This is a genomic window from Vibrio sp. V39_P1S14PM300 (genome assembly GCF_009904765.1).
GTDB lineage: Bacteria > Pseudomonadota > Gammaproteobacteria > Enterobacterales > Vibrionaceae > Vibrio > Vibrio proteolyticus.
This window is the reverse complement of the sequence record NZ_WXWP01000192.1, coordinates 14,637-32,160: the sequence shown is the minus strand read 5'-3', so window position 1 is coordinate 32,160 and position 17,524 is coordinate 14,637. Positions and strand designations below refer to the sequence as shown.

Annotated in this window: 13 protein-coding genes; 8 read left to right on the top strand and 5 right to left on the bottom strand. The window is 53.0% G+C overall.

What is annotated here, in order from left to right; translation table 11 throughout:
- Positions 1 to 25 precede the first annotated feature (25 nt).
- The 3 genes from mazG (at position 26) to eno (ending at position 4,012) form a co-directional block, all read left to right on the top strand.
- The gene (gene mazG / locus CAG65_RS09825) at positions 26 to 820 is read left to right on the top strand and encodes a nucleoside triphosphate pyrophosphohydrolase (RefSeq protein WP_161453516.1); all 795 of its coding nucleotides are present in this window, start codon (positions 26 to 28) and stop codon (positions 818 to 820) included.
- Positions 821 to 994: 174 nt separating this feature from the next.
- Positions 995 to 2,632, top strand: coding sequence for a CTP synthase (locus CAG65_RS09820; RefSeq protein ID WP_021706924.1), 1,638 nt, complete (start codon positions 995 to 997; stop codon positions 2,630 to 2,632).
- A 78-nt stretch (positions 2,633 to 2,710) separates the two neighbouring features.
- Complete coding sequence (gene eno / locus CAG65_RS09815; protein WP_021706925.1) at positions 2,711 to 4,012, top strand: phosphopyruvate hydratase; 1,302 nt, start codon at positions 2,711 to 2,713, stop codon at positions 4,010 to 4,012.
- A gap of 93 nt (positions 4,013 to 4,105) precedes the next feature.
- Here the strand turns inward: eno and CAG65_RS09810 are convergent, their stop codons facing one another.
- Positions 4,106 to 5,320, bottom strand: a complete 1,215-nt coding sequence (locus tag CAG65_RS09810) for a multifunctional CCA addition/repair protein (RefSeq protein WP_161453515.1) — start codon at positions 5,318 to 5,320, stop codon at positions 4,106 to 4,108.
- An 89-nt stretch (positions 5,321 to 5,409) separates the two neighbouring features.
- On the opposite strand from CAG65_RS09810, the gene CAG65_RS09805 reads away from it, so the two are divergent.
- Entirely contained in the window at positions 5,410 to 7,020 is a 1,611-nt protein-coding gene (locus tag CAG65_RS09805; protein ID WP_161453514.1) for an ExeA family protein, read from the top strand.
- On the top strand, positions 7,020 to 7,772 hold the full coding sequence (locus CAG65_RS09800; protein ID WP_161453513.1) for a general secretion pathway protein GspB: 753 nt from the start codon (positions 7,020 to 7,022) through the stop codon (positions 7,770 to 7,772). The genes CAG65_RS09805 and CAG65_RS09800 overlap by 1 nt, the downstream gene beginning before the upstream one ends.
- 78 nt (positions 7,773 to 7,850) lie before the next feature.
- Here CAG65_RS09800 and CAG65_RS09795 read toward each other — a convergent pair whose 3' ends face one another.
- The 3 genes from CAG65_RS09795 to CAG65_RS09785 all read right to left on the bottom strand — a co-directional run bounded on the left by CAG65_RS09795 (position 7,851) and on the right by CAG65_RS09785 (position 10,691).
- Positions 7,851 to 8,462 (bottom strand): TIGR04211 family SH3 domain-containing protein, encoded by a 612-nt coding sequence (locus tag CAG65_RS09795; RefSeq protein ID WP_021706929.1) that lies wholly within the window; start codon positions 8,460 to 8,462, stop codon positions 7,851 to 7,853.
- Between the two features lie 158 nt (positions 8,463 to 8,620).
- Positions 8,621 to 9,883 carry an inorganic phosphate transporter gene (locus CAG65_RS09790; protein ID WP_021706930.1) on the bottom strand — a complete coding sequence of 421 codons (1,263 nt, stop codon included), beginning with the start codon at positions 9,881 to 9,883 and terminating at the stop codon, positions 8,621 to 8,623.
- A 127-nt stretch (positions 9,884 to 10,010) separates the two neighbouring features.
- Positions 10,011 to 10,691: a TIGR00153 family protein gene (locus CAG65_RS09785; RefSeq protein ID WP_040903121.1), complete on the bottom strand. Its 681-nt coding sequence runs from the start codon at positions 10,689 to 10,691 to the stop codon at positions 10,011 to 10,013.
- A gap of 205 nt (positions 10,692 to 10,896) precedes the next feature.
- On the opposite strand from CAG65_RS09785, the gene CAG65_RS09780 reads away from it, so the two are divergent.
- Positions 10,897 to 12,414: a CYTH and CHAD domain-containing protein gene (locus CAG65_RS09780; RefSeq protein WP_021706932.1), complete on the top strand. Its 1,518-nt coding sequence runs from the start codon at positions 10,897 to 10,899 to the stop codon at positions 12,412 to 12,414.
- A gap of 15 nt (positions 12,415 to 12,429) precedes the next feature.
- Here CAG65_RS09780 and CAG65_RS09775 read toward each other — a convergent pair whose 3' ends face one another.
- Entirely contained in the window at positions 12,430 to 13,200 is a 771-nt protein-coding gene (locus CAG65_RS09775; RefSeq protein ID WP_021706933.1) for a potassium channel family protein, read from the bottom strand.
- 92 nt (positions 13,201 to 13,292) lie between these two features.
- Between CAG65_RS09775 and CAG65_RS09770 the strand changes: the two genes are divergently transcribed.
- Positions 13,293 to 14,549: a methyl-accepting chemotaxis protein gene (locus tag CAG65_RS09770; RefSeq protein WP_021706934.1), complete on the top strand. Its 1,257-nt coding sequence runs from the start codon at positions 13,293 to 13,295 to the stop codon at positions 14,547 to 14,549.
- A gap of 119 nt (positions 14,550 to 14,668) precedes the next feature.
- Positions 14,669 to 17,509, top strand: a complete 2,841-nt coding sequence (gene glnE, locus CAG65_RS09765) for a bifunctional [glutamate--ammonia ligase]-adenylyl-L-tyrosine phosphorylase/[glutamate--ammonia-ligase] adenylyltransferase (protein WP_161453512.1) — start codon at positions 14,669 to 14,671, stop codon at positions 17,507 to 17,509.
- Positions 17,510 to 17,524: the final 15 nt, after the last annotated feature.

Here is a 17,524-nt window from a genome sequence, read left to right as displayed (position 1 = left end):
CTTTTGGTTACAGGAAGAGAAGAACATGAGTCATCCTATTGAACAACTTGAAGCGATCATGACCAAACTGCGCGATCCGGACGGCGGCTGTCCGTGGGATCTGAAACAGTCATTTGACACCATTGTGCCGCACACCATTGAAGAGACGTATGAAGTGGTGGACGCGATTCATCAGCGTGACTGGCCGAATCTGCAGGAAGAACTGGGCGATCTGCTGTTTCAGGTGATTTTTTACAGTCAACTGGCCAAAGAGCAGGGGCTGTTTGATTTTTCCGATGTGGTTGAGGGCGTGAATGAAAAGCTGACTCGTCGTCACCCGCACGTGTTCACCGCCATGGCGTTGGCGGACGAAGACGACATTCACGCCAACTGGGAAGCAGAAAAAGCCAGAGAAAAAGCCCGTGCGGGCAAAACGGAGCAAAGTATCCTAGACTCAATACCAAACTCTTTGCCCGCGCTGTCCCGGGCAACCAAAATTCAGAAGAAGTGCGCCCGCTATGGCTTTGACTGGGACTCGCTGGGGCCCGTGGTCGACAAAGTACATGAAGAGATTGAAGAAGTGATGGAAGAAGCGCTTCAGGTGACACCGGACCCGGCCAGTGTGGAACTGGAACTGGGGGATTTGCTGTTTGCCACGGTGAACCTGTCCCGCCATTTGGGGGTAAATCCGGAAGTGGCGCTGGGCAAAGCCAACACCAAGTTTGTACGTCGTTTCAAAGGCGTGGAAGCCAAAGTGCGCGAGCAGGAGAAAACCTTGCAGGAATGCTCATTGGCGCAACTCGATGCGCTGTGGGATCAGGTCAAACGCTCGGAGGAATAGGCGACCGGTTGTTTGCACCCAGTCAAGTCGGGCCGCCACAGGTTTGATTTGAAGCAAAAAATAAAAAATTCTAGTGTGATAGATTTCACGTTGTGGCGGTAAGGAGCTTCTGGTATATTTACGTCCCGTCCAGAAGAAATCCATTTCCCTCATTCAACCAATTTCAGGTTAAACATGACGACAAATTACATTTTTGTTACTGGCGGGGTTGTATCCTCTCTAGGTAAAGGTATTGCAGCGGCCTCTCTTGCAGCGATTCTAGAAGCTCGTGGTCTTAAAGTGACTATCATGAAGCTAGACCCTTACATCAACGTTGACCCGGGCACCATGAGCCCGACTCAGCACGGTGAAGTATTCGTGACAGAAGACGGCGCTGAAACAGACCTAGACCTTGGTCACTACGAGCGTTTCATCCGTACTAAGATGACCAAGCGCAACAACTTCACGGCCGGTCGTGTTTACGCTGACGTTCTGCGTAAAGAACGTCGCGGTGATTATCTGGGCGCCACCATTCAGGTGATTCCTCACATCACTAATTCCATCAAAGACCGTGTGGTTGCTGGTGCGGAAGGCCACGATGTCGCGATCGTTGAGATCGGCGGCACGGTGGGCGATATCGAATCCTTGCCATTTATGGAAGCGATCCGTCAGTTGGCGGTTGAGCTGGGCCGCGAGCGTGCTATGTTCATGCACCTGACGCTGGTTCCTTATCTGGCGGCTGCGGGTGAAGTCAAAACCAAGCCAACACAGCACTCAGTGAAAGAGCTGCTGTCGATCGGTATTCAGCCTGATATCCTGGTATGCCGCAGCGATCGCATGATCCCGGCGAACGAGCGTAAGAAGATTGCGCTGTTCTGTAACGTGCCAGAGAAAGCGGTTATCTCCATGAAAGACGTAGACTCGATCTACAAGATTCCGCAACTGATCAGAGCTCAGGGCCTGGATGATCTGGTATGTGCCCGTTTTGGCATTGATGCCCCAGAAGCGGATCTGGCCGAATGGGAACAGGTGATTTACGAAGAAGCGAATCCGACCGGTGAAGTGACCATCGGTATGGTAGGTAAGTACATCGAACTGCCAGACGCTTACAAGTCCGTTAACGAAGCACTGAAACACGCAGGCTTGAAAAATCGCCTGAGCGTTAATATTAAGTATGTAGATTCACAGGATGTTGAGACTCGCGGCGTAGAAGTGCTGGAAGGTCTTGACGCGATCCTGGTACCAGGTGGCTTCGGCGATCGCGGTATTGAAGGTAAGATTCGCTCAGCGCAGTATGCGCGTGAAAACAAAATTCCGTATCTGGGCATTTGTCTGGGGATGCAAGTGGCACTGATCGAGTACGCACGTAATGTCGCGGGCATGGAAGGTGCGCATTCAACAGAATTTAACAAAGGCACCAAATACCCTGTGGTAGGCTTGATCACAGAGTGGGTCGACAACGAAGGTAACGTCGAAGAGCGTACTGAGAAGTCGGATCTGGGTGGCACGATGCGTCTGGGCGCACAGCTATGTCACCTGGAGAAGGGCACGAAAGCCCGTGAACTGTACGGTAGCGACACCATTCATGAGCGTCACCGTCACCGTTACGAAGTGAACAATAACTTGCGTCCTCAGATTGAAAAAGCGGGCCTGAAAGTGTCTGGTCTGTCTGCGGATAAGAAACTGGTTGAAATGATTGAGAACCCGGCTCACCCATGGTTTGTAGCGGCTCAGTTCCACCCAGAGTTCACGTCGACGCCTCGTGACGGTCACCCTCTGTTTGCTGGTTTCGTTAAAGCTGCTGGTGAATACTCGCGCAGCGAAGAGAAGTAAAGGGATACGGGCAGTAGCGTCAGCTGTGCTGCTGCCCTTTAAATTTGACATTTATATTTGAAACGAGAGGAAACATTAATGTCTAAGATCGTTAAAGTTCTAGGTCGTGAAATCATCGACTCACGCGGTAACCCAACTGTTGAAGCTGAAGTACACCTAGAAGGCGGTTTCGTAGGTATGGCAGCTGCTCCATCTGGCGCATCTACCGGTTCTCGCGAAGCTCTTGAGCTACGTGACGGCGACAAATCACGTTTCCTAGGTAAAGGTGTTCTGAAAGCAATTGAAGCCGTTAATGGCCCAATCGCTGAAGCCCTGGTTGGCAAAGACGCAAAAGCGCAAGCTGACATCGACCAAATCATGATCGACCTAGACGGCACTGAAAACAAATCTAAATTCGGTGCGAACGCTATCCTGGCTGTTTCTCTGGCAAACGCGAAAGCTGCAGCAGCTGCGAAAGGCATGCCTCTGTACGAGCACATCGCTGAACTCAACGGTACTCCAGGTCAATTCTCTATGCCTCTGCCTATGATGAACATCATCAACGGTGGTGAGCACGCAGACAACAACGTTGACATCCAAGAGTTCATGATCCAACCAGTTGGCGCAAAAACTCTGAAAGAAGGTCTACGTATCGGTGCTGAAGTATTCCACAACCTGGCTAAAGTTCTGAAAGCAAAAGGCATGAGCACAGCAGTTGGTGACGAAGGTGGTTTCGCTCCTAACCTAGAATCTAACGCTGCTGCACTGGCTGCAATCAAAGAAGCGGTAGAGCTTGCTGGTTACGAGCTGGGCAAAGACGTGACTCTGGCTATGGACTGTGCTGCCTCTGAGTTCTACGACAAAGAAGCTGGCAACTACAACATGAAAGGCGAAGGTAAAATCTTCACTTCTGAAGAGTTCAACCACTACCTGGCGGGTCTGGTTGAGCAATACCCAATCGTTTCTATCGAAGACGGTCTGGACGAGTCAGACTGGGATGGCTTTAAGCACCAGACTGAACTGCTGGGCGACAAGATCCAACTGGTTGGTGACGATCTGTTCGTAACCAACACTAAGATCCTGAAAGAAGGTATCGAGAAAGGCATCGCTAACTCTATCCTGATCAAGTTCAACCAGATCGGTTCTCTGACTGAGACTCTGGCTGCAATCAAGATGGCGAAAGACGCAGGTTACACCGCAGTAATCTCTCACCGCAGCGGCGAAACTGAAGACGCAACTATCGCTGACCTGGCGGTAGGTACTGCAGCAGGCCAAATCAAAACGGGTTCTATGAGCCGTTCTGACCGTGTTGCTAAGTACAACCAGCTGATCCGTATCGAAGAAGCACTGGGTGAGCGCGCACCATTCAACGGTCTGAAAGAAGTGAAAGGCCAAGCTTAATTTAAGCTCAGCATAGACACTTTAAAAAGCCCCGCATTGCGGGGCTTTTTTGTCTCTGCGAGGCGCGTGTCTGCGTGCGTCCATCAGTGGCGATCAGTCCGCTGTTTTGATTGCCTCAATACGGCGTTTTTCCAGCTCGTCACGAATGGCTTTCCCTTTTAATCCATCCGCAATCACCTGTTGAATATCCACGTTGAGCGCAGCGTGGTAGGCGCGCAGGAAAATCGCTCGCTGCGGGTACGGATTCTGTTCCAGACCAAGCCGGCCACGGTGGTCGGCTTCACAGCACAGCAGCACCGCGTTTAACCGCTCGGGTTTGCGCCATACATCCAGCTTGTTGAGCACTTTCAGCTTGGTGGCCGGCTTAAGTTCGGCCGCGCGGTGAACATTGGAATGTTGTGCGCACACCGCCAGCGCCAGATCGCGATATTCGTTCGGAATCCGGATCCGCTCACACAATTGTTCAATCAAGCTCAGGCCAGTGTGGCAATGCAGCTTATGGCTCGGCCACTCTTTTTCTGGTGTCACGCCTTTACCCAGATCGTGCACCTGTGCGGCGAAGCGCACTGGCAGAGCCTCAGACAGTTGCGCTGCTTGCTCGGCCACCATCAGGGTATGAACACCGGTATCGATCTCCGGGTGCCACTTTTCGGGTTGTGGGACGCCAAACAGCCGGTCGAGCTCCGGCAAAATGTGTTTGAGGGCGCCACAATCGCGCAGTATCTGAAGAAACACCTGTGGCGCAGAAGTTGAGAGGGATTTGTGCCACTCCTGCCACACCCGCTCAGCGGTCAGGTGATCCAACTCTCCACTGGCGGCGATGTTAGCCATCAACGCCATGGTTTCGTCGGCAACGCGAAAACCGAGGTGAGCGAGTTTCGCTGCAAAACGGGCGACTCTCAATACCCGTAAGGGATCTTCGACAAACGCGGCCGAGACATGGCGCAGAATCCGGTCATGGAGATCCTGCTGGCCGCCATAAGGGTCAATGATGTTACCCTGGGTATCTTGTGCCATTGCGTTGATGGTCAGATCGCGGCGCAGCAGATCGTCTTCGAGCGTGACGTCCGGTGCGAAGTAACAGTCAAAACCTTTATAGCCAGCGCCGGTTTTGCGTTCGGTTCGGGCCAGAGCATGCTCTTCCTTGGTGTCTGGATGCAGAAACACCGGGAAATCTTTACCGACGGGCGTAAAGCCCGCGTCGAGCATCTGCTGTGGAGCGCTGCCGACGACAACCCAATCTTTGTCATAGACAGCAATATTGAGCAACTGGTCGCGCACAGCGCCACCAACTAGGTATACTTGCACTTATCAAACCTCAAAATCAGAAACAGCCATTGGCTTGGATTACACGGCAATGGTACTTTTCTTATTAGTGAAATTATAGAGACGAGAGAATGTATAAGGAATTTTTTGGATTTGTGGAATTGCCGTTCTCGATCGTTCCCAATTCTCGTTACCTGTTTCTCAGCCAGCGACACAAAGAAGCCATCCAGCATCTGCGTGCCGGGCTAGGCGACGGGGGCGGCTTCGCCATGCTCAGCGGCGAAGTCGGTACGGGAAAGACAACGGTTGCCCGTGCAATGCTCAAATCTCTCGACCCGACCACACAGGCCGGGTTTATTTTGAATCCGACCTTCTCCGATATTGAGCTGTTGCAGGCGATTTGTGATGAATTCAGCATCCAGTATCCGGCGGATGCGACGCTCAAACAGCTCAGCCAGGCCATTTACCAGTTTCTGCTCCACAGCCATGCGCACGGCAAACAGACACTGCTGGTGATCGATGAAGCGCAACATCTGGCGGCGGACGTACTCGAACAACTGCGTTTGCTCACTAACCTGGAAACAGAGAGCCGTAAGTTATTGAAGGTGCTGTTGATTGGTCAGCCAGAACTGCAGCAGAAACTGCAGATGCCACAGTTGCGACAGCTGGCTCAGCGGATCACCGGACGCTACCACTTACTACCGCTCAATATTGAAGAGACCGCCAAGTACATTCAGTTTCGTCTCGATTTGGCCGGCGGCGAACGGGATCTGTTTGCAGTCAAAAGCCTTAAACTGATCGGGGTACAGACGCAGGGCATTCCTCGTCTGATCAACCTGGTGTGCGACGCCGCGCTCAAACAGGCGTATCAGATCGGGGAGCATAAGCCGAGCCACGCAACCATACAGAGTGCCTGTGAAGAAGTTATGGCGTTTCAGAGTTCCTTTAATGTCTCGGCCAGGAGTGCGCCGCCAAAACGCTCTGGTATGGCGCTGACGGCTTCTGTGGTGATCGGCTTGGGTCTCGCCTGGCTTGGGTATCAATGGACACCGGTGATGGCTCAGCCCTGGATTGAACAACAGATTGAAGCGCAGCATCCGCAGCAGCCGGACGTGGAAATTACGCAGGAAGTGATGCCGCCGTCCCTGACGGAGGCTTTGGTTCGTTCCACCTCACTCGAAGACCCGCTGGCGGAGCTGTATAAAGTCTGGGGGTATCAGGCTTCCATGCTGGATCGCTTCTGTGCTGATAACGACAACAGCCTGTTCCGCTGTGAGAGTGCCATGGGGGCGCTCAGTGATATTGAGCAGCTTGGTTTTCCGGTGGTGTTAACTCTGCATGTCAACGGTCAGGCTAGCTACGCAGTGCTGTATCACCTCGGTGCCGATACGGTGCAGCTGTTGGTGGACGGACAGCGCCTTGAGTTTGAGACCAAGTGGCTGAAAGAGCTGTGGTCAGGGGAATACCATTACATCTGGCAAAGTGTCTGGCATGAAACCCTCAAACCTGGCATGCGTGGCAGCGCAGTAGCGATGCTGAATGAGCGTCTGTCGCTGCTAATGGGGGACAGTTATGATGGCAGTGATCGCTTTGATGCCGAGCTGAAACGTAAAGTCGAAATGTTCCAGCGCTGGCAGGGACTGAACGTCGACGGCATTGCCGGGGTGCGGACGCTGCGTCGTCTGGAGTTGATGACGCAAACCAATCCGCCCGTTCTGTCTGTTGTGAAGGAGGACGTCTGATGTCGAATGTCTTGAAAGCGCTGGAGCAGTCAGAGCGCAGTCATCAGCAGTTACACAATTCCGCTCCGGGGGGCGCCGGTCGTCAGGCCGTCAGTCACAGAGCGGATACGCCATTGTGGTTGCATGCAACCTGCCTGTTGCTGCCGGCGGTGGCCACGGTTTCCTGGGTGGGCTATCAGAGTTATCAATCGGCGCTGGTGGACTGGATAAGCAGCAATCAGCCACAAGAAGTGGTCGTGGATGTGCCCGCGGCGCTGTCGGTCAAACCGTACCCGGATTTTGCAACGCTGGCGGTGAATCGGCGGACCACGCCACTGCCACAGGCGGAGCCTGCCATTCGTCGCGATGAGCCAACACCGTCGACCTCATCGGCACCAAGTACCGACTCTGGGCTGGATGGGGTCGACCTCAGCTCGCTGCCACCGTCACTGGCGCGGCGGGTAGAAGCGGCCATGTCGTCTGAGTCGGTCAGAGCTGCGATGCGAGATACCGGTGAGGCGGACGACGCTGCGGTGGATTTATCGATGGCGGGCGATGATCTGATCGGTCAGTTACCCGCCATGAATTTTCAGACCCATGTGTACACCAGTGACGCCAATCGCCGCTGGGTAAAAATTAACGGTCAGGAATACAAGCAAGGGGAACAGATTGATGCGGATACCCAACTGGTGCGTATCGCGCCGCAATCGTGCACCATTCGTTTTCGCGGTAAGCTGATTCGTGTGCCTGCGCTGTATGACTGGCAAGGCTGAGTACTAGCACTACAAAAAAAGGTCACCAGAGGGTGACCTTTTCTTTTTATCTTCGGTTATCGACGTCTTCGGGGGCGATTATGCCCAGCCCGCCGGAGAGCGTTTGCGACGCGGCATGATGTGCGGCAGAATCAGGCCGAACAACAGACCGGCACCCGCGACACCACCGCCGTACATAAAGTACTTCAGCAGCAGATCTTCTTTCTGAGTATCCAGACGAGCACGCAGTTCACGGACTTCGGTTTGAGACTCAGTCAGTTGCTGGCTGATGTCACTGTAGTTTTGCTCCAGTTCCGCAATCTGCTTATTGCGAATGTCCAGCGAGTCGACCAGTCCGGCTTTGGCGGAGTCGGCGTTCTTCTGGGCATTAGCCAGTTTGTCTTTCACGTCCGATAACTCTGCTTCCAGTTTTGGCAGGCGAACCGCCATACTTTCTTGAGAGGTCACGAATTTGGAATCCACCCAGCCTTTACGGCCACGTTCATCGACGATTTGGGTGAAGCCGGCTTCTTTGCTGGTAGACACCAGAGTGACTTTCTCACCAGCGTCCACACTGCCAATGATTCGGTACTGAGTACTAGGACCTGAGTGCATGTAGGTAAATAGTTTGTCCGCAATGTAACGGTTTTGGGCGAGGGCCGCCGGTACTACCAGCATTGAAGCCAGAACCATGCAAATCAGTTTTTTCACGGTAAATCCTTTCAGTGTTGCTTTGTTTGTATATCGCGCTTGAGGCAGCAAATAGTAAAAACTTTCGGCGGTATGATCAACTAAGAAGGGAGGCAAAGCCTCCCTTTCTGTGCGTTTGAGTCAATAATGACAGAGCGCTTACATAGTGTTGACGCGGCTTAAGCGCCGAATAAGGCCTGCATTGCATAGAAGAATACGACCGCCAACAGGGCCCCTGCCGGTAGCGTGACAATCCAGGACGCCACGATGTTACGCACAACGCCTAAGTTAAGGGCGGCAATACCACGCGCAAAACCCACACCCAGTACCGCGCCGACCAGTGTCTGTGTGGTCGAAATAGGCAAACCGGTACCTGAGGCCAGAACCACCGTCGAAGCGGTTGCCAGCTGCGCTGCAAAGCCACGGCTAGGGGTCAGTTCGGTAATACCGGTACCAACTGTTGCCATGACCTTGTGACCCAGCGTCGCAAGACCCACAACGATACCGATCCCACCCAGCGGCAGAATCCACCAGGCAATTTCACTTTTCGCGGTGATTTGTCCCATGTGCTCAACCGTCGATACCACAGCAGACAGAGGGCCAATCGCGTTAGCAACGTCATTTGAGCCGTGCGCAAAGGCCATCGCACACGCTGTGATCACCATCAGTACGGAAAAGATGCTTTCCACACCGGCAAAGCTGTGATCTTCATCGCGGTTGGCAAATTTCTTCTGAATGTAGAGGAAGCCGCCGATCATCACCAGTGCCGACACCACCATCGCCCAGAACCAGGCTTCGGTGTTGCTCAGGTGCAGGCCAACGTGCTTCAGCCCTTTCTTGATCGTCACCAGCGCGATCACCATAGTAGTGATGAACATGTACACAGGCACAAAGCGCTTGGCGTTGATCAGTGGCTTCTCGGTATCAAAGATCAGGCGCTGTGCGCTGACAAAGATAACGTAAGCAAAGAAGCCGGAAATGATAGGGGTAATGATCCAACTGCCCACAATACCTTTCACACTGCCCCAGTCCACCGCTTCGGTGCCAACGGACACACAAGCAAAACCGATGATGGCACCGATAATCGAGTGGGTGGTCGATACTGGCCAGCCCATGTAGGACGCCAGCAGCAGCCAGGTGCCGGCTGCCAGCAGTGCGGACATCATGCCGTATACCAGAATGTCAGGCTGGTTGGCGAAAAGAGAGGTTTCAATCACACCTTTACGGATAGTATCGGTTACTTCACCGCCTGCAAGGTAAGCACCCGCAAATTCAAAAATCATCGCAATGATGATGGCTTGTTTTACGGTCAGCGCTTTTGAGCCGACTGATGTACCCATTGCGTTGGCGACGTCATTTGCGCCAATACCAATTGCCATCAGGAAGCCGAAAAGAGCAGCAACAATAATCAGGACAGTGCCGTAGTTCGCGAGGATATCCATCGTAATACCTAGTTGTTTTTTATAACAAGCGGAGCAAAAACGAGACACACGATGACCCCTCGATGTGCTCAGGTCATCGTTAAATACAAGTGTGTCTGTCTGGTGCTCTTCGTTATTTGATTAACTGTTAAGAGCGGGAAAGCATCAGCTCAAGACGTGCGCCTACGCGCTGCGCCTGATCTGCAATACCGCCGACCCATTCAAAGATTTTGTACAGGAACATCACATCGATTGGATTCATGTCCGCTTCGATCGCCATCAGTTGCTGACGAAGCTGGATTTGCATCGCATCGGTGTCATCTTCGATCACATCCAGTTGATTGATCATCTCAGCCACAAGTGTCACTTCGCGGCCTTTGAATCCAGTTTCCAATAACTCATCGAGCTCGTTGATCACTTTTTGCGCCTGATTCGCCGCATCCAGACAACGTTTTAAATAAGCGATGAAGTTTTCTTGTAGAGGGGCAGGAATGATGAGCTGGCGACCGTAGACACGGCCGGCGACATCTTTCGCCAGGTTAGCCAGTTTGTCTTGCTGGGTCAGTAGCTCCAGCATGTCTGTACGGTCGACAGGCATGAACAAACCGCGAGGAAGTTTCAGGCGGATTTCGCGCTTCAATACGTCAGCTTCTTTCTCAAGGTGAGAAATCTGTGCGCGAATTTCTGCTGCTTTTTCCCAGTCGCCCTGAGAGCACACTTCAAAGAAGTTCACCAGGTGAGAGCAACATTCGTTTACACAAACAACGTGTCGCTGCAAAGGCTTAATAGGGGACTTTGCAAATAACCCCATGATTGTATTTACTGGCATGGTTATTCAACCTAATTGCTATAACCTTAAAAAAACATACACCATTTCGTGGCGAAATGTTGAACGATGGCTATAAAGGCGCGCATGGTAACGCATTAAATCACTCATTAAAACTGTTTTAGATCATCATTGGGGCGATATTTCCTTCTTGCCCCGCTGGAATTTAGGCAATATCCTGTCGCTATCTGCTTTGAAAGGTACAACTATGGAAACCGAGATAGAACTGAAGTTTTTTGTTTCTCCTGAATTTTCAGAAACCTTACGTGACAAGATTTCTGAAACCAAAGTACTTCAGCACAGTTGTCGAGAGCTTGGTAATACCTATTTTGATACGCCTGATAACTGGTTACGAAAGCATGACATCGGGCTACGGATCCGCCGCTATGATGATGTTTTCGTGCAAACGGTGAAAACCGCAGGCCGGGTGGTCGCAGGGTTGCACCAGCGACCGGAATACAATGCCGAACACTCCTGCAACACTCCTGATTTAACTCTCCACCCCGAAGATATCTGGCCTGAAGGCAAAGCCTTAGACACCCTGCAAACTGAACTTACGCCCTTATTCTCAACCAACTTTGCCCGCGAGCAATGGCTAGTAGGAATGGCGGACGGGAGCCAGGTCGAAGTCGCTTTTGACCAAGGGCTGGTGGTCGCGGGGGAGCAACAAGAGCCGATTTGCGAGGTAGAGCTGGAGCTGAAATCGGGTCAAACCGATGCGCTGTTTACGCTGGCACGCACCTTGGGTGAGTCTGGGGGAATGCGTCTTGGGAACCTGAGTAAAGCGGCGCGTGGCTACCGCCTGGCAATGGGGTATGAAATTGGCACCGCGCAACCTTTGTCTCTGGTGGATACCGACAAGCACGACACGGTGGAATCCTGTTTCATCAAATCGCTTGAGCACGCGCTGGCACACTGGCACGACCATGAGCAGTTGTACACGGAAACGGAATCGGTGCCAGCGCTGCATGAAATCAGCCATGCGATCAGCTTTATCCGTCAGATTTTAACAGTGTTCGGTGGCATCGTACCGCGCCGCGCCAGTGCCATCTTACGTCAGGAACTCAAGTGGCTGGAAGAGGAATTGGGCTGGCTGAAAACCTACGATTACCTGGAAGACTTGCTGGAAGATAAAGGACACGCGCTGCGTAAGCTCGATGCCCGCAAGTTTTTGGTCGGTGAATTGAAATTGTTGGAAGAGCAGCTCCCCGAGCGGGAAGAGACGTTGCAATTGCTCAGCTCCGCCCGTTATACCGGACTGCTGCTGGATTTGAGCCGCTGGATCCTGACCCGAGGCTGGCAGCCATTTCTGGACGATAAAGCGCGAGAGAAAATGGCGCGCAATATTCAGGCCTTTTCAGTGCAGCAATTGGATCGCACCTGGGCGGAATTGCTCGAAGCGTTTCCGCCGGAGCGTGAGTTGTCCAAACAGGAGTATATTGACCAGCAGTATCGTCTGATGCGCAATCTGTATACCGGGATGAGCTTTGCTAACCTGTACAACCCGGACGAGCGGATGAGTTTTCGTCTCCCCTGGGCTGATTTGATGCAGGGTATTGACGATCTGTTAACGCTCAAGCCGCTGGAAGTGCTGACCGACAAGCTTGAAGGCGAAGAGCAGGAGCAGTTACTGCGCTGGCTGCAACGCCAGGAGAGTTCCATTTTGCATGCCATGGAGCAGACGCGCCTCATCAGTGTCGAGGCCAAGCCTTACTGGCAGGAATGATGACTTACAGGATGCTCAGGCATCCTGTTTTTTTGTCGCAGCAATGTCTTTTTCCAACTGGTGAATACGGCGCAGGATCTCGCTTTGCTGCGCCAGCAATTCGTGCAACATGCGTTCTTTATTGGCAGAGCGCTGTTCTTGAATGCGTGACGGCGACGTCAGCAAAGAACTGACCAGACCGGAGGTCATACCAAATAAGCCCACGCCACACACTATCAGCACCCCTGCGAGGATCTTACCACCGTCGGTCACCGGATAATGATCGCCGTACCCCACAGTAGAAATTGTCACCAGCGCCCACCAGATGGCGTCACCTGCGGTATGAATATTGGCATTTGGCGCAGCGGACTCCAGTGACAGCATCATGCTTGAGCCAATCGTCAGCAGCACCACGATCAACAGCAAAATCGAAGCCAGTGTTGTTTCTCGTCGGTTGGTGACCAACTGGCGCATCAGAAAACGCCCGGAGCGGATCACCCAGATAACCCGCAGGATGTGAAAGATCCGCGCAAAACGCAGGGGTTCGATCATCGGAATACTGGCCAGATAGTCAATCCAGTGGCGTTTCAGAAATTGCAGACGATCTGCGGCGCGGATCAAGTCTGTGGTCAGCTGCAGGAGAAAAATACTACAGATCACAAAGTCAAGGCCGATAAGAACCTGTCGGGTATCGTGATCCACCGGGATAAACAAAAGGCCAGAGATCACAAATAGCGACACAATCGACAAAATCAGTGACAGCAGACTCAACGGCTTAACGACGTCTTTGGTATCATCTTTTTTCATACGAAGCTCGAAATAAATACGCTGAACCCGTTTGTGTTTGCACACGAGCTCAGAAAATGGGTTCCAGAACTATAACTTAATGGAGAACAGATATGACAACAATGGCATTCAAGCCATGGGAGAGGGTGATCACGGATATTCGCCTGGTACCCAAAATGGTGATGCTGATGGTGTTCAGTACCATTTTGATTGTCGCAAAACAGTTGTGGGATGCGAGCACCTTCTATCAGTCCCTGCTGGCTGCGACCCAGAACACGGCCGTAGCCCAGCAGCACTACGAGGCTTATTTGGTGCAGGTGGCGTGGCAAACGGCGCTGATGATTGTGGTGTTTGTGGCGTTGTTGCTGTTTGCGGCGCGGATCATGCTGCGCCAGACCCGCTATCTGAGCGAATCGATCAAACAGATGGCCAGCAAAGATCTGTCGGTGCCCATTGAGATGGCGTGCAAAGATGAATACGGAGATGTTGCCAGAGAGCTGGAAACCACCCGTCGTCAGTTGCAGGAGATGATCAAACTGCAAATTCAGTCTTCCCAAGAACTGGCCTCGCTGACCGAAGTGATGACCCTGAGCATGTCGGAGACCAAAGAGTCTGCTCAGGAAGAATTTAATGAGATCGATCAACTGGCCACGGCGATGAGCGAAATGAGTTCGACGGTACAAACCGTGGCCGAGCACGCTCAGAGTGCGTCCTCTCTGACCGAAAGCGCTTCGACCCAAGCGGCTTCGGGTCAGCAGTTTGTGCGTGGCACGGTGTCGAAAATCAGTGAGTTGTCACAGGATATCTCGGCCTCAGCCCAGGCGGTGAATCAGGTTGAAGAAAGCGTGGTCTCCATTGGCAGTGTGGTCGGCACCATTCAGGGCATTTCGGAGCAGACCAACCTGCTGGCATTGAATGCCGCAATCGAAGCTGCCCGTGCAGGGGAAGCGGGCCGCGGTTTCGCGGTGGTGGCGGATGAGGTCCGTAACCTGGCGCAGCGCACTCAGCAGGCGACAGTCGAAATCCAGGACATGATCTCTCAGTTGCAAGACAGTGCCAGTTCGGCGGTGGACCTGATGGAGAAAAGTGTTGTCGAAGCAGCGGAAGGGGTGGAGCTGGTGACCAATGCCGGTACCGAGCTGGACGGCATTGTGTCTCAGGTAAACCAGATCAACGACATGAATTTCCAGATTGCCACCGCGGCCGGACAGCAGAGCAGCGTGGCGGAAGAAATGAACCAGAACCTGACCAATGTACGAGAGCTGGTGGAAGCCTCGGTGACCGTGGTGACCGAGCTGCTGGAAACCTCGGAAATCATGCAAAGTAACGCGGAAGAGCTCGATCGTAAGATCACTGTGTTTAAAGTCTGATGCCAAAAGCTTTGAAGCAACGCCCACTCTTACCAGTGGGCGTTTTTTATTGCGGAAACTCTGGTATAAATGAGTTCATGACATTAAGGTTTCACGCTCGCCAAAAGCAAGGAAGAATCATGCAATTACCCGCGCCACTCCAGCCTGTTGCTGAGACTGCTCTGGAAGGGATCATTCAACAGCCGGCTTACGCCGATTGGCCCAAGCAACATCAACAACAACTGCACTATATTGCCGGTCTCAGTCAATTTGTGACTGAAGCTTTGCAGCGCGACGAGACCTTACTGCGCAGCCTGCCCGAGATGTTGGCTGAATCCGATCGGGCAGCTCAATACCGTTCCCGTCTTAACTCGCTGTTGACCAGCTGTGCGGATGAAATGAGTGGTCACCGGGTATTGCGTCAGTTTCGCAACCGGGAAATGGTGCTGATTGCCTGGCGTGATTTTCTCAATCTGTGGACATTAGAAGAGAGTCTGGCGCACTTATCCGAGCTGGCAGAGGCGATGATCTTTGAGACTTACCACTGGCAGTACCAGAGCTGTTGTCAGGAGTGGGGCACGCCGTGCAATGAGCAAGGTGAAGCACAGCCGATGCTGATTATCGGCATGGGCAAACTGGGGGGCGGTGAACTCAACTTCTCGTCAGACATCGACTTGATTTTTACCTATCCGGAAAATGGCGAAACGCAGGGCGCACGACGCAGCATCGCCAATGCCCAATTTTTTACCCGTCTTGGTCAGCGCATCATCAAAGCCCTCGATCAGCACACGTTCGACGGTTTCTGTTATCGGGTCGACATGCGTTTGCGTCCGTTTGGGGAAAGTGGCCCGCTGGTGATGAGCTACGCTGCGCTGGAAGATTATTATCAGGAACAAGGCCGTGACTGGGAGCGCTATGCCATGGTCAAAGCCCGGGTCATGGGCAGTGAAATGTACCCGCAATATCAGGAACTGCGTCAGATGCTGCGGCCTTTTGTGTTCCGTCGTTACATCGATTTCAGCGCGGTCCAGTCGCTGCGACGGATGAAGTCGATGATTTCCAGCGAAGTACGCCGGCGAGGGTTGAGTAATAACATTAAGCTGGGCGCTGGTGGCATTCGGGAGGTGGAATTTATTGCGCAGGTATTCCAGCTGATTCGGGGGGGACGCGAGCCTTCGCTGCGTCAGCGGGGGTTACTGGAAACCTTAGAGGCGATTGGTGAGCTCGGTTTGCTGAAACCAGAAGAAGTCCATGTATTGCGCGAGGCATATTGTTACCTGCGCCGCCAGGAAAACCTGCTGCAGGCGATGGGTGACAAACAGACCCAAACCCTGCCAGATTGCGAGCTCGAACAACTCAAGCTGGCGACCGCGATGGGCTACCCGGATTGGCGTGCATTGCTGTCGGAAACTCAAACTCACATGGCTGCGGTACACGCTATTTTTGCCGAGCTGATCGGTGCCGATGACGACGAAGAGTCGAACACCGAGCAGTATTACCACGAGCTATGGGACATGGCCCACAAGCCGGAAGTGATGAGCCACATTCTGGAGCAAGACGTCCATAGTGATGAGCCGGATGTCATGGCGCGGGTGATCGTCCACTTTAAAGATGATCTGGCCAAGAAAACACTCGGCCCACGCGGACGTGAAGTCTTAAATCGTTTAATGCCCAAAATATTCAAAGCGATTTTCGACCATCAGGACGCCCGCTTTGGCTTGCCCCGGGTTTTGCATCTGCTGCATAAAATTGTGACGCGCACTACCTATCTCGAGCTGCTGGATGAGCATCCGGCCGCGTTGACTCAACTGGTTCGCCTGTGTACCGCCAGTCCGATGATTTCCGAGCAATTGGGGCGTTATCCGATTCTGCTGGATGAGCTGATTGATCCACAGCATTTGTACAATCCGGTGCCGCTTGACTCCTATCAAACAGAATTACGTGACTTTCTGGCCCGCATTCCGGAAGACGATCTTGAGCAGCAGATGGAAGCGCTGCGCCAGTTCAAACAGATCTGCATGCTGCGTATTGCTGCGGCCGACATTGCCGGCGTGCTGCCAGTGATGAAAGTCAGCGACCATTTGACCTATCTGGCTGAAGCGATCGTCGAGGCGGTGGTGCACCAGGCCTGGCAGCAGATGGCGGAAAAATACGGTGAACCTACCCATTTGCGCGAGCGAGAAGGCAAAGGTTTTGCCGTCGTCGGCTATGGGAAAGTAGGCGGTTGGGAGTTGGGGTACAACTCAGATCTGGATATCGTGTTCATGCACGACTGCCCGGTGAACGTGTATACCGACGGCAAAAAAGAGATCGATGGCCGTCAGTTCTATTTGCGTCTCGCGCAGCGCATCATTCATATTTTTTCCACACGCACGGCGTCTGGCATTCTGTATGAAGCGGACACTCGTTTACGGCCATCCGGGGCTTCTGGACTGCTGGTCAGTCCGACGGAGGCGTTTGCCGAATACCAGCAAACCGAAGCCTGGACCTGGGAACATCAGGCCCTGGTTCGTGCGCGGATGATTTACGGTGACGCGCCGCTGCAACAGGCGTTTCATCAAATCCGTCATGGCATTCTTGCCCGTCCACGGGATGAGGCGACCCTCAAACGTGAGGTGGTCGAGATGCGTCATAAGATGCGTGAGCATCTTGGCGGGAAAAAGGCGGGGCGTTTTATGCTTAAGCAAGATCCGGGTGGCATCACCGACATTGAATTTCTCGCTCAGTACCTGGTCCTGCGCTACAGCCATGAAAAACCGAAACTGACCCGTTGGTCGGACAACGTGCGTATTTTTGAGTCGATGCTCCAGCAAGGCATTATGGATGAAACTCAGGCGATGGCCCTGACTCAGGCGTACACCACGATGCGCGATCATATCCATCACCGCAATTTACTCAATCTGGACGCCGACGTGGCTGAAGAAAAGCTGACCGCCGAGCGCAATGTGGTGATCCAAGGATGGAACCAATGGCTTGGCTGAGGTCAAAGCAGGAGT

Coding starts and splice junctions, on each gene's coding strand:
- eno (WP_021706925.1), top strand. CDS start 2,711: ATGTCTAAGATCGTTAAAGTTCTAGGTCGTGAAATCATCGACTCACGC.
- mazG (WP_161453516.1), top strand. CDS start 26: ATGAGTCATCCTATTGAACAACTTGAAGCGATCATGACCAAACTGCGC.
- CAG65_RS09770 (WP_021706934.1), top strand. CDS start 13,293: ATGACAACAATGGCATTCAAGCCATGGGAGAGGGTGATCACGGATATT.
- CAG65_RS09800 (WP_161453513.1), top strand. CDS start 7,020: ATGTCGAATGTCTTGAAAGCGCTGGAGCAGTCAGAGCGCAGTCATCAG.
- CAG65_RS09775 (WP_021706933.1), bottom strand. CDS start 13,200: ATGAAAAAAGATGATACCAAAGACGTCGTTAAGCCGTTGAGTCTGCTG.
- CAG65_RS09785 (WP_040903121.1), bottom strand. CDS start 10,691: ATGCCAGTAAATACAATCATGGGGTTATTTGCAAAGTCCCCTATTAAG.
- CAG65_RS09790 (WP_021706930.1), bottom strand. CDS start 9,883: ATGGATATCCTCGCGAACTACGGCACTGTCCTGATTATTGTTGCTGCT.
- CAG65_RS09780 (WP_021706932.1), top strand. CDS start 10,897: ATGGAAACCGAGATAGAACTGAAGTTTTTTGTTTCTCCTGAATTTTCA.
- CAG65_RS09805 (WP_161453514.1), top strand. CDS start 5,410: ATGTATAAGGAATTTTTTGGATTTGTGGAATTGCCGTTCTCGATCGTT.
- glnE (WP_161453512.1), top strand. CDS start 14,669: ATGCAATTACCCGCGCCACTCCAGCCTGTTGCTGAGACTGCTCTGGAA.
- CAG65_RS09820 (WP_021706924.1), top strand. CDS start 995: ATGACGACAAATTACATTTTTGTTACTGGCGGGGTTGTATCCTCTCTA.